General features: G+C 64.7%; 11 protein-coding genes and 1 pseudogene. 4 read left to right on the top strand and 8 right to left on the bottom strand.

Going from position 1 to position 12,046, the window contains the following annotated elements:
* The first annotated feature begins 211 nt into the window (after nt 1–211).
* Nucleotides 212–910: a phosphatidylserine decarboxylase gene (locus tag HNQ71_RS03405; RefSeq protein ID WP_184871173.1), complete on the top strand. Its 699-nt coding sequence runs from the start codon at nt 212–214 to the stop codon at nt 908–910.
* A 3-nt stretch (nt 911–913) separates the two neighbouring features.
* Complete coding sequence (locus HNQ71_RS03400) at nt 914–1,732, top strand: CDP-alcohol phosphatidyltransferase family protein (protein ID WP_184871172.1); 819 nt, start codon at nt 914–916, stop codon at nt 1,730–1,732.
* Nucleotides 1,733–1,816: 84 nt separating this feature from the next.
* Here HNQ71_RS03400 and HNQ71_RS03395 read toward each other — a convergent pair whose 3' ends face one another.
* Nucleotides 1,817–4,039 carry an AMP-binding protein gene (locus HNQ71_RS03395; RefSeq protein ID WP_184871171.1) on the bottom strand — a complete coding sequence of 741 codons (2,223 nt, stop codon included), beginning with the start codon at nt 4,037–4,039 and terminating at the stop codon, nt 1,817–1,819.
* Between the two features lie 240 nt (nt 4,040–4,279).
* Between HNQ71_RS03395 and HNQ71_RS03385 the strand changes: the two are divergent.
* A pseudogene (locus tag HNQ71_RS03385) lies at nt 4,280–5,071 on the top strand (LysR substrate-binding domain-containing protein); the annotation flags it as partial.
* Between the two features lie 165 nt (nt 5,072–5,236).
* On the opposite strand, the gene HNQ71_RS03380 reads toward HNQ71_RS03385, so the two are convergent.
* Both HNQ71_RS03380 and HNQ71_RS03375 read right to left on the bottom strand, forming a co-directional pair.
* Complete coding sequence (locus tag HNQ71_RS03380) at nt 5,237–6,145, bottom strand: DMT family transporter (protein ID WP_184871170.1); 909 nt, start codon at nt 6,143–6,145, stop codon at nt 5,237–5,239.
* 60 nt (nt 6,146–6,205) lie between these two features.
* Nucleotides 6,206–7,093 (bottom strand): DMT family transporter, encoded by an 888-nt coding sequence (locus HNQ71_RS03375; RefSeq protein ID WP_184871169.1) that lies wholly within the window; start codon nt 7,091–7,093, stop codon nt 6,206–6,208.
* 241 nt (nt 7,094–7,334) lie between these two features.
* Between HNQ71_RS03375 and HNQ71_RS03370 the strand changes: the two genes are divergently transcribed.
* On the top strand, nt 7,335–7,841 hold the full coding sequence (locus HNQ71_RS03370) for an OsmC family protein (RefSeq protein ID WP_184871168.1): 507 nt from the start codon (nt 7,335–7,337) through the stop codon (nt 7,839–7,841).
* A gap of 19 nt (nt 7,842–7,860) precedes the next feature.
* On the opposite strand, the gene HNQ71_RS03365 is transcribed toward HNQ71_RS03370, so the two are convergent.
* From HNQ71_RS03365 to HNQ71_RS03345, 5 genes are all read right to left on the bottom strand, one after another.
* Nucleotides 7,861–8,079, bottom strand: a complete 219-nt coding sequence (locus HNQ71_RS03365) for a hypothetical protein (protein WP_184871167.1) — start codon at nt 8,077–8,079, stop codon at nt 7,861–7,863.
* Between the two features lie 171 nt (nt 8,080–8,250).
* Entirely contained in the window at nt 8,251–8,880 is a 630-nt protein-coding gene (locus HNQ71_RS03360; RefSeq protein ID WP_184871166.1) for a hypothetical protein, read from the bottom strand.
* 79 nt (nt 8,881–8,959) lie between these two features.
* Complete coding sequence (locus HNQ71_RS03355; RefSeq protein ID WP_184871165.1) at nt 8,960–9,700, bottom strand: SDR family NAD(P)-dependent oxidoreductase; 741 nt, start codon at nt 9,698–9,700, stop codon at nt 8,960–8,962.
* Between the two features lie 48 nt (nt 9,701–9,748).
* Nucleotides 9,749–11,218, bottom strand: a complete 1,470-nt coding sequence (gene purF / locus HNQ71_RS03350) for an amidophosphoribosyltransferase (protein WP_095086431.1) — start codon at nt 11,216–11,218, stop codon at nt 9,749–9,751.
* 105 nt (nt 11,219–11,323) lie between these two features.
* Entirely contained in the window at nt 11,324–11,992 is a 669-nt protein-coding gene (locus HNQ71_RS03345; protein WP_184871164.1) for a CvpA family protein, read from the bottom strand.
* Between the last annotated feature and the right edge of the window lie 54 nt (nt 11,993–12,046).

Raw genomic sequence — 12,046 nt, 5'->3', positions numbered from 1 at the left:
TTGCACGCGTCGTCGGCCCTCGCGGGCGTGATGAAGCGCTGTCTTCACCAAGGACGGGCGAGCGGGCGGGTTGCCGACAGGCACCGCGCAACAATTTTCAGTTCGCACGGCTCCCAATTGCGGCCAATACGGCCTTGCCGATTGTTGCGTTGCGATGAATTGGGCTTTCGGCTATTGAGGCCGGACTTGAAACGGAGCCTGCCCCAGCCCGATGAGCCTTGTCGATACGGTCAAGAACGCGTTCGTACCGATCCATCGCGAAGGCTATCCCTTCATCGCGGCCTTCGGCGCGGCGACGCTTTTCCTCGGCTATTTCTCGTCGATCCTGTTCTGGGTCGGCCTTATCCTCACCGCCTGGTGCGTTTATTTCTTCCGCGATCCCGAGCGCGTCACGCCGGTCGACGACCGCCTGGTGGTGAGCCCCGCCGACGGCATCATCTCGGCGGTCGGACCAGCCGTGCCGCCGCGCGAACTTGGCCTCGGCAATATCGAGATGACCCGCATCTCGGTGTTCATGAACGTGTTTTCCTGCCATGTAAACCGCGCCCCGGTGCGTGGCCGCATATCCAAGATCGAGCACCGGCCGGGCAAATTCCTCAATGCGGAACTCGACAAGGCGAGCACCGAGAACGAGCGCAACGGCCTGGTCATCGACAGCCCCAACGGCACGGTCGCGGCTGTCCAGATCGCCGGCCTGGTGGCGCGCCGCATCGTCTGCTGGGCCGAGGCCGGCGGCTCGATCGCCATCGGCGAGCGTTTCGGCCTGATCCGCTTCGGCTCCCGTGTCGACGTATTCCTGCCGCTCGCCGCCACGCCGCGCGTTGCCGTCGGCCAGACCGCGGTCGGTGGCGAAACCGTGCTGGCCGAATTCGGCGGTGTCGCCGGCACCCCCCTCGTGCGGATTTCCTGACCGGTGGGCACGCAATACAAAAAGTTCGAAGCCCATGCCAGCGGCGGCCCGCGCATCCGCGAGATCCCGATGCGCATGGTGCTGCCCAACCTCGTCACGGTGCTGGCCATCTGTGCCGGCCTGTCAGGCATCCGTTTCGGCTTTGAGGGCCGCTTCGAACCGGCAGTGGTGATGGTGCTGCTCGCGGCTTTCCTGGACGGCATTGACGGGCGGCTGGCGCGGATGCTGAAGGCGACCTCCAAATTCGGCGCGCAGATGGATTCGCTGGCCGACATCGTCAACTTCGGTGTTGCGCCCGCCCTGGTGCTCTATGCCTTCCTGCTCGACCGCGCCGGATCGCCGGGCTGGATCGCCGCACTTCTGTTCGCCATCGCCTGCGGGCTCAGGCTTGCCCGCTTCAACGTGCTCGACGACGAGAAGGCCGAGCGCCCCGTATGGCAGTCCGAATATTTCGTCGGCGTGCCGGCGCCGGCGGGCGCCGTGCTGGTGATGCTGCCGCTCTATCTCTATTTCCTGCGCACAGGTCTGGAGCCCAGTCGCCCGGCTGCCTTCGTCGCCACCGGCTTCACCATCCTGGTCGCCTTCCTGCTGGTCAGCCGGCTGCCGGTCTATTCCGGCAAGAGCCTGAGAGTACCAGGCGACAAGGTGCTGCCGATCATCCTTGGCGTCGTGCTCTACGTGCTGCTGCTGATGACCTATCCCTGGTACACGCTGACCGCCTCGGTCGCCGGTTATCTGCTCTTCCTGCCGTTCAGCGTGCGCGCCTATTCGAAGCGCGCCAGGCAGGAGGGCGAGAAAGTGCCGCCTTCGGACATCGGGTAGGGTTTCTCGAAGCCCGCTCCGCATTCGTCATTCTGGGGTCTGCGCGCCGCTTCCGCGTCTGCCCTGGGATGACGAAGATTTTCTTCAGGCCGCGACGCCGAGCCCCAGCCTGTCGATCGCCAGCTTTCTGGTCGACACATAGTCGGTCTTGCCGGAACCCAGAACCGGGATTTCCTCGACCTTGATGATGTCGTTCGGCACCATCAGTTCTGCGGCGCCCGCCTGCTTGCCGAACTTGCGCAACTCGTCGGGATTGGCATCGTCGGCGGTGGTGACCAGCACGATGCGCTCGCCGCGTCTCTTGTCCGGCACGGCCACTGCCGCATGGCGGTCTTCCGGCCACAGCGACTGCACCAGCATCTCGACAGCACCCAGCGACACCATCTCGCCGGCGATCTTGGCGAAGCGCTTGGCGCGGCCGCGAATGGTGATGAAGCCTTCGCGGTCGACGGCGACGATGTCGCCGGTGTCGTGCCAGCCGGTCAGCGGCTGTAGCTCACCGGGGCGATCGGCAGTCATGTAGCCCATCATCAGGTTCGGCCCGTCGAGCCACAACTGGCCGGCGTCGGAGATGCCTTCGACCGGCTCCAGCTTCATGCGCATCGCCGGCAGCAGCCGGCCGACCGTGCCGTCGCGGCCATGGATCGCGGTGTTGACGGCAACGACGGGTGCGGCTTCAGTCAGCCCGAAACCTTCGATGATCTCGGCCTGGAAGCGTTCGCGATAGACGCGGCGGGTTTCCGGCTTCACCGCCTCGGCGCCGGCGACGACGAAGCGCAGGCTGGAAAAGTCGCCGTCCTTGGCGGTGCGCGCATAGTTGGCGAGGAACGTGTCGGTGCCGAACATGACGGTCGGTTTCACCTTGCGCGCGATCTCGGGGATGATCTTGTAGTGCAGCGGCGAGGGGTAGAGGAACAGTTTCACCCCGGTGACCAGCGGCAGGATGGTGCCGCCCGTCAGGCCGAAGGAGTGGAATACCGGCAGCACGTTGAGCAGGATGTCGGCGGGCGAGATGGTGATGCGCGCCTCGGCCTGCATGGCGTTGGCAAGCAGGTTCTTGTGCGACAGCACCACTGCCTTGGGCGTGCCTTCCGATCCCGAGGTGAACAGGACCACCGCAGGCTTGGCCGCATCCTGCTGCTGCAGCGGCCAGCGCCACAGCAAGGCCGCGGCAAGCTTGTCGAGCGCGGTGACGCTTTCCCGCACATCCTCCAGCCAAAGCAGCTTGGCGCCGCCGTTCTCGACCGCCGCGACGATATCGGCGAGGTCGGCCTTCTCGATGAAGGCACGGGAGGAGACAACCGTGCGGATCACCGCCGTGCGCACCGCGGCGGTGACGCTGGCCGGGCCGGCGGTGTAGTTGATCATTGCCGCCACCCGGGCGCCAGACAATAGGCCGACAAACGACAGCACCACGCCATTGGCGTTGGGCAGAAGCAGGCCGACCGCTTCGCCCGGCGCCGTCACCGCCTCGAACCGGCGGCCCAGGACGCGGGCGCCGATGAACATCTTGCGGTAGCTCAGCGCGCCGGAGATGACGTCCTCGATGATCGGGTGCGAGGCGCCGACACGGGCAGCGGCGTCGCGCATCGCCAGGAACAGGCCACGATCGAGGTCGGCGCCGAAAAGCCGGGCCTCGGCGACACGGTCGAACAGCGCGTTGGTGTTCGAGGCCTGGTCCGGGTTGCGCGCTGCCAGTTCGGCGACGGTCATCGGTTCCAGCACGCTGATCGACAGCTGCGGAAACCAGTGCCGCGGCGCCTTGTCCGCCTGGGTCAGCGACACCGGCAGACCGCGCGCGCCGGCGACGAAGATCGGCACGATCTTGGCGTCGGCCTGCATGGCGATGCGGGTGACGGCGCGAAACAGCCGAAACGTCTTGATGTCGGGCTCGACCGCGTCCGGCAGATAGACGGCGAGCCGTCCCTTGCCTTTCAGCACGCGCACCAGCCGGCGGCTGACGAAGAGATGTTCGGCGTTGAAGGCGATGGTGCGGCCAAGCTCGCGCCACGGTTCGAGCCATGGCGACCGCGCCGAGACCTCGTCGAGTATATGGAGCGTGTCGTCCGGCAGCAGCGACAGCATCAGCGCCGGTTCGAAACGCGATTGATGCGAGATGACGTAGATGACGGGGGCCTGAGCCTTGCGGGCGATCCTGATGCGATCGTCGCTGACACGGTAGGCGAGCTTGAACGGCACATAGAGCAGTGCCTGGGTGAAACGCAGGCCGAGGCGGAATTTCTCCACCACGCCGATCAGCAGCCAGGCAAGAACAAGACCCGCAAGCAACGCCAGTGTCAGGATCATGCCGCTTCTCTCCCAACGATCTTAGCATCGCGGCTCTTTGCGACCGCTTCGGGGCAGAGCGTAGCGGAATGGAGGGCAAGGTCAATGTGGAGGCGCAGCGCGCTCTTCCTTCCCCCTTGTTGGGAGATGCCCGGCAGGGCAGAGGGGGCGCTATCCCTTCCTCCTGCCAATATTCCTCACGCCGCCTTCAACCGCCCGCTGATGAAGCGGAACTCCTGCGTCTTGCCGCCATAGCCATAGGCGGCAAGCGTCAGCCGTTCACCCTCGGCGGTCACAGCGCAGATGCAGCGGCTCGAGGAAATCGTCGGCGAGGCGCTCCTGGCGCCGCAGGGCCGGGGCCGAGGCCTGACGCCGGCCGGCGAGGATCTCGTCGGCCATGCAAGGCGCATCCTTGCCGCTCACCGCGAGGCATGGTTGGCCTTGAAGGGCGCGCGTGCTGCCGGGCGCGTTGCCATCGGGACGACGCAGGATTTTTCCGACAGCGGTTTGCCAGAGCTGCTGCGCGCCTTCGCCGTCAGCCATCCGCGCGTCCGGATCGAATTGCGTGTCGGCCGCTCCGCCGAACTGGCGCAAGCGATGCAATCCGGCGGGCTCGATCTGGCAATCGTCATGCGCCAGGTGGCAACGTCGGACGAAGTCGGTGTGCTGCGCGAGCCGATGATATGGCTGTGTTCGCAAAAAGGGCTGGCCTCGCGCCAGGAAGAATTGCCGCTGGCGCTGCTCGATCCCTATTGCGGCTTTCGCGAAGCCGCACTTGCGGCGCTCGATGCGGCCGGCCGCCGCTATCGCATCGCCGCAGGTAGCGCCAGCCTGGCCGGCCTGCGCACGGCGGTGAATGCGGGTGTTGCGCTGACGCTACGCACGGCGCGCTTTGCCCATTCCGGCATTGTCGAGGCGCCGCGCGAATTTGGTCTGCCGCAGGTTCCGATAGCGGAGTTTGCGATACAGCTGCGCGCCGGTGCCGATGGTCCGGCAGCCGATCTGGCGGCACTGTTCAGTGGCAATTTGGCTCCACCCGGGCTCCTAGGCTGAATCGACAAGATCTGATCTCGCTGCGGATCAAACGCCCAAAGAAAAAGCCGACCTTACGGTCGGCTTGGGAGTAGGACGGGCCGAGGGGTTTGGGGGGACTTGGGGGTGGCCCGTCACACCAACAATGCATGAGCCGGATGATGGTTCCGTGACTTTGTAACTTTTTTACGAAATATTTGACGCCACGCGTTGCGAGCGGGCCATCAGCCAATCCCGTCCCGCATGGGCAAACACCGTGCACAACACAATGGCGCCGCCGATCATGCTGGCGGCTGGTGCGATCTCGCCCAGGAACAGGAACGCAAATAGGATGGCGAACGGCACTTCGGCCGAGCCGAGCAGACCGGATTCGGCCGCCGGAATGAGCCGCGCACCTTCCGTCCACAGGATCGAGGACAGCGCAAAGCATGAGCCAAAGGTGGCAAGCAGCATCGCGTCGCGTGGCGTGACCGCCAGCGGATCGCTGACGAACCAGCCGAGCACGAACAACAGGAAAGCCGAAACTGCGCCAGCCCACACCACTGGCGTGTCTCGGAAGGCACGCACCATGATCATGTAGAGCGCGCTGCCGATGGTCATAAGCAGCGCCAACCCGTCCCCGAACAGATGACCGGTGCCGAAGCCGGACCAGACCATGATCGTCACGCCGCACAGCGAGACGGCGGCGGCGACCATCGTCTGCAATCGGAACGGCTCGCGCGTCAGAACCCAGGCCAGCAGCGCTGTGATGAAAGGCGCGGTGGCATAGATGATCGCGACATTGGCGACGAAGGTGAACTTGAATGCAGAGATGAAGGCGATGCTGGCCAGTGCCCCTTCCACCGCCAGCAGCCAGCCGCGCCAGCCAAGGCGCAACGTTTCGCGGTTGCCGGAGCGATGTCGTCGCCACAGAACATAGAGGCTGATCAGGATCGAGCCGACAAAGCCGCGCCAGCATGTGATGGTCAGCGGATCGGCATGGATCGACTTGGTCAGCACCCCGGTCAGGCCGAACACCGCCGCCGATGACGACACCAGCAGGATACCCAGCGTGCGCTCAGTGGTGCTGTCCCGCGTGGCTGCAATGTCACTCATGTTGCCAGCCTACGCCGTTGCGTCCTGACATCGTAGCGTCAGCAGTGACGGCGATCCATATCATAGCCGCTTGCGGAAATGCTCGGTGCCGACAATCAGCAGCCCGGCGGCGATGATAAGGGCGGCACCGAAGAACACTTCACGGCGCGGCACGTCGCCCCAGATCGCAAAGCCGAGCGCGAACGCCCACAACAGCGAGCTGTATTCGAGGGGTGCGAGGATCGAAGCCGCTGTCCGCTTCATACCTTCGAACAGAAGATATTGCGCAAACCCACCGAGCGCGCCGACGCTGGCAAGGAGCAGCAACTGGGTCCAGTCCGGCGTCTGCCACCAGAGCAGCGCCGGTCCCGCCGAAAAGAGCAGGAAATAGAAGTTGTTGAGGAGAAGCTGGATCATCGAGCGCTCGGCAAGCGCCGTCTTGCGCAGAAGCACGATGGCAATGCCCCACAAAAAGGCCGCCGCCAGCACCAGCAGCACCGGCACGGACAGGCCGAGATGGGTCGGGTCGCAAGCGACGAAGACGCCGGCAAAACCGATCAGCACCGCAAGCCAGCGCAGCATCGGCACCTTTTCGCCGAGCATCACCACCGAAAGCACGGTGACGATGATCGGTGCCGCGTAGTAGACGGTGGTCAGTTCGGCAAGCTGCAGGCTGCGCGCGGCGTTGTAATAGCAAAGCCAGGCGGCGAGCGTGAAGGCGCTGCGCACCAGCATCGGCCGCACGATCGGCGAGCGCACCGTATCGGCAAACAGTTTTCGCCCGCCGATCGCGGCGCAGGCGCTGAGAGTGGTGATGCTGCGGAAGAACATGATCTGCCAGACCGTCATGCCGGTGACCAGCAACTTGATCGAGGCATCCTGCGTCGAAAACAGGAAATAGGCCGCACCTGTCAGCAGGATTCCGGCGAGAACCCTTTCGCGTGTTTCGAGAATCGCGACATCGGCCATAAGGCGCGGGACCAGAGTTGCAGGAGGCGACAAAAATGTTGTGTGGAGCGACGCGAGAGGAGTCTCCCGTAGCAGAAGCTATACGGGCGAAAGTCGGCGCAGCGCTACGCCAGCCCTAAGCTTGCGTTGGGGCAGGGGATGGCGACCTTGCTTCCAGAAGGCAATCGGCACTTTATATCTGACAAAGCCATTATCTGACAAAGCCACGCCGCTGGCCGGCCACGAGAGCGAAGGAACGGAAATGGACGCGACCGAACTGAAGGCCATGCAGGCGCCACTGAAGCAGGCCTATCGCGACGACGCTTCGCAGGCGTTGATCACGCTTCGCGCCAAAGGGTCGATCGACGACCAGGCGGTTGCCTGCAAGGTGGAGACAGGCAGGGCGATCGCGATCGCCGGACTGCATCCGGCAACCGGTGGCTCAGGTCTCGAGCTCTGCTCTGGCGACATGCTGCTGGAGGCGCTGGTGGCCTGCGCCGGGGTGACGCTGAAGGCGGTGGCGACGGCGCTGGAATTCAAGCTGGGTGCTGCCACGGTGGAGGCCGAAGGCGACCTCGATTTTCGCGGCACGCTTGGTGTCGCCAAGGATGCGCCGGTCGGCTTTCGCGCCATCCGGCTCAAATTCAGTCTCGATACCGATGAGCCGCAGGAGCGGATAGATTCGCTGCTAAAGCTGACCGAGCGCTATTGCGTGGTGTTCCAGACCATCAACCAGAAGCCGGAGTTGACGGTGAGCGCACGGCGCTGAAACGCCGTGCGCCGGATGCTTACTGCGCCGCCGGCTGCTCGGCGTCGCCCTCGTCGGTGAAAGGCGAGGCGCTCGGCACACATTGCACTGACCAGCCGGTCGGTGTCGGCTGCTTCTGATATTCGGTGATGGCGGCGGTGCATTGTTCGCGCTTGTCGAAGGTGCTGGGCAGCACGACCATGCCGCCCTGCGGGCCGGCGATTACCAGATACCAGACCAACGCTACAGTCGAAGCCATGGGGAATTTCCTTGTTCTGCCCAGCCAGGGCGTTTGTTGCGGGAGTCGCTGCGATCCTATCAACTCCGCCGAAATGACGAAAGCATGACCGCCGTGCAGCCTTCCGCCATGACATCACAGGCGCGTGATGTCATGGCTGATCCAAGCCCCCAATTTTGAACCCAAGCGGGCTTAGTTGGTGGCAAAACAATAGAACAGGCCGTCACCGCCGGTGCCCTTCAGCGCCTCCTGGCTGCAGCCGCCACGCGAGGCATGCGAGGAGTTCCAGGATTTGGCAGCCGCCGAATCGTCGAGGCCGGTGCGGTCGTGATGGCCCATCATCGCGGCACCTTCTGCCCCGCTCATCGTCCAGTCGCCGCAGGTCTGGTCGGCGATCTTCGTGCCATCGGGCTTGGAGCCGGTCAGCATGTCGTGGCGGTTTGGCTTATCGCCACGGCCGTTGACCACTTCGCCCTTCTCATTCAGCGCCGTCTGCTTGGTGATGCCATTGGCGTCGCCGTGCAATGAGGCGACATCGTCGGCGATCTTCACGCCCTTGGCGTTCACCCACGGCCCCTTGCCGATACGGTCGCGCGCGTCGGTGTCGCTGGTCGACAGATAGGCGGCCCAGCTCTTGCCTGTGACGCCGGCGGCTTCCGCCAGCGAGGCGCAATGCGCGTCCGCACCCTTGAGGCCGCCGAGGTCGGCGCCCTTGCCGGAGCCAACGCTGGTGACGAAGAAGCTCATCTTTGCGTCTTGCGAATAGGCGGCGCCCGCTGCCGCGATCAGGGCGGCGGCGGTGGCGAGAAGCAGTCTGCGCATGGCGGTCCTCCGTTCAGGTTTCGAATATCTGACCTTCGAACAACGTTGGCGGTGCCGAGAATCTTCCGGCAAAAAGCAGCTATTCGGGCTGACGATAGGCGACAAAGCGGTTGTGCTTGGCCTGGAAGATCAGTCCGGTCTCTTTCAGGTCCGGGCTGGCCAGCGGCACGATAAGTTTGGCGACCTCCGAGGGATGCGGGAGTGTTGCCGGATCCTCGCCGGGTACGGCCTGGGCGCGCATCGCGGTGCGGGTGGGGCCTGGGTCGGCGGCGTTGACCCTGAGCGGGAGGCTTTGCGTCTCTTGCGCCCAGGAGCGCATCATTGTCTCGACCGCCGCTTTGGACGCCGCGTAGGGCGCCCAGAAGGCGCGCGCCGAGTGGGCCGAATTCGCGGATAGCAAAATCGCGCGGCCGGCGTCGGAGAGCCGCAGCAGCGGGTCGACCGAGCGGATCAGCCGCCATGTCGAGGTGACGTTGATGGTCATCACCTTCTCGAACGTTTTCGCCTCGACATGGCCGATCGGCGAGATGACGCCGAGCACGGCGGCATTGGCGACGAGAATGTCGAGCTTACCCCAGCGTTCGTGGATGGCGCCGCCCAGCCGGTCGATGCCGGCCATGTCGGCGAGGTCGAGCGGCACCAGCGTCGCCTGGCCGCCGGCCGCCTTGATCTGGTCATCGAGCTCTTCCAGCCCGCCGACGGTACGCGCTACCGCGACGACATGCGCGCCGGCTGCAGCCAACTCCTTGGCGATGAAATAACCGATGCCGCGCGAGGCGCCGGTGACGACCGCAACGCGGCCGGTAAGGTCGAGGGTCATGCTATGGATTCCGGGAATTTGACTAACGCGGATGACGGTCCGGCAATCCTACGACCCGCTCGTCGCCAGCAGCGACAGCGTGCGCACATTGTCGTGGCCTTCGAAGTCGAGCAGGCGGGTCGGGTACTGGCCCGTGAAGCAGGCATCGCAGAATTGCGGCTGGTCGTTGTCGCGGCTGGCCTCACCGACGGCGCGATAAAGGCCATCGATGGTGAGAAAGCCGAGCGAATCGACCCGGATGAACTCGGCCATTTCTTCCACCGACATGCGCGATGCCAGAAGCTTCGATTTTTCCGGCGTGTCGACGCCGTAGAAGCAGGAGGCACGCGTCGGCGGCGAGGCGATGCGCATATGCACTTCCCTGGCGCCGGCATCGCGCACCATCTGCACGATCTTCTGGCTGGTGGTGCCGCGCACGATGCTGTCGTCGACCAGCACCACGCGCTTGCCCTCGATCATGCGGCGGTTGGCGTTGTGCTTCAGCTTGACGCCCATGTGGCGGATCGAATCGCCCGGCTGGATGAAGGTCCGGCCGACATAGTGGTTGCGGATGATGCCGAGTTCGAAGGGAATGCCTGCGGCTTGCGAAAAGCCGATCGCGGCCGGCGTGCCGGAATCCGGCACCGGCACGACGATGTCGGCCTCGACCGGGCTTTCCTGCGCCAGTTCGGCGCCGATGCGCTTGCGCACCTCATAGACGTTGCGGCCCTCGACCGAGGAATCCGGCCGGGCAAAGTAGACATATTCGAAGATGCAGAAGCGGGTCTTTTGCGGCTCGAACGGGAACAGGCTTTCAATGCCCTTGGACGTGACGACGACCATCTCGCCGGGCTTGAGATCGCGCACGAAACGCGCGCCGATGATGTCGAGCGCGCAGGTTTCCGACGCCAGGATCCAGGCGCCGTCGAGATCGCCGAGCACCAGCGGCCGAATGCCGAGCGGATCGCGGCAGCCGATCATCTTCTTGGATGTCATCGCCACCAGCGAGAAGGCGCCCTCGACCTGGCGCACCGCGTCGATGAAACGCGAGTTCAAATCGCGCTCCTTGCTGGTGGCGACGAGGTGCAAAAGCGTCTCGGTATCGGAGGTGGAGGAGAAGATCGCGCCCTGCTTCTGCAGCGCCCGCTGCACGGTCATGGCGTTGGTCAAATTGCCGTTGTGTGCGACGGCAAAGCCACCATCGGCCAGCTCGGCAAAGAAGGGCTGGATGTTGCGCATGCCTGCGCCGCCCGTCGTGGCGTAGCGCGTATGGCCGATGGCGCGGTTGCCTTGCAGGCTGTCGATGACGCGCTGCTTGGTGAAGGTATCGCCGATCAGGCCGACATGGCGTTCGACATGGAACTGGGTGCCGTCATAGGAAACGATACCGGCCGCTTCCTGGCCGCGATGCTGCAGCGCATGCAGGCCAAGTGTAACGATCGCTGCGGCATCCTGCCGGCCGAAAATGCCGAACACGCCGCATTCGTCGTGGAAATGGTCGTCGGCCTCGGCGGAAAGCACGTCGTCTGCGTCTGCCATCTTAAGCTCCGCTAAAATCGCCATATAGTGCGGGTTCGCGTCGAAAGCAACGCGCACCGTGCAGCCGTTCACACCATCGTCAGTTCCCGGCGCCCGTTCCGGGGGTCAGTTTGCCGGTGCCGCCGGCGCCGGATTGGCCGGGGCGTTCTCCGCGGGCGGTGTTGCCGCGTCATCGTCGGGAGCGGGCGTGTTGGCATCCTCGCCACCTGCCGGGGCATCCGCGGCCGGTGCATCCGGAGCGGCGGGCGTCTCGGCGGCCGGCTGATTCGGATTGAGCTTCTTGAGGATGGCGTTTTCCGGATCCTCGGGCAGCAGGCTTTCGAGCTTGGCGCCGATCTGCTCCAGCAACGGCCGCGACTTGGCATCCGTGACCCAGGCTGGTGCCTTGGCGCCTGCCAGCCAGTTGAAGAACAGCAGGGCGACGGCAACGACCAGAATGCCGCGCGCCGCGCCGTAGAGAAAGCCCAGCGTGCGGTCGAGTGCGCCGATCCTGGAATCGATGATCCAGTCGGCGAGCTTCATGGTGATGACCGAGACGACGATCAGCGCGATGACGAAGACGATGCCGGCGGCGGCCGCCATGGCGATCTTTTCGTTGTCGATGTAAGGCTTGAGGTAAGGCAGGACCGGCTTGTAGAAGAAGAACGCCGCCGCTGCCGCCGCTGCCCAGGAGACGACGGACAGGATTTCGCGCGAGAAGCCGCGAACCATGGCAAGCATCGCCGAGACCAGGGTGAAGCCGACGAGAATTCCGTCAAGCAGCGTAATCGGCATGTTCTTTCGCCCCACTCCATGAGCCGCATTATAGCGCGGAGCATCGGGTTTTCC

It is taken from the genome of Mesorhizobium sangaii, assembly GCF_014207355.1.
Lineage (GTDB): Bacteria > Pseudomonadota > Alphaproteobacteria > Rhizobiales > Rhizobiaceae > Mesorhizobium > Mesorhizobium sangaii.
The sequence above is the reverse complement of the archived record's forward strand: the minus strand, read 5'-3'. Positions and strand labels throughout refer to the sequence as shown.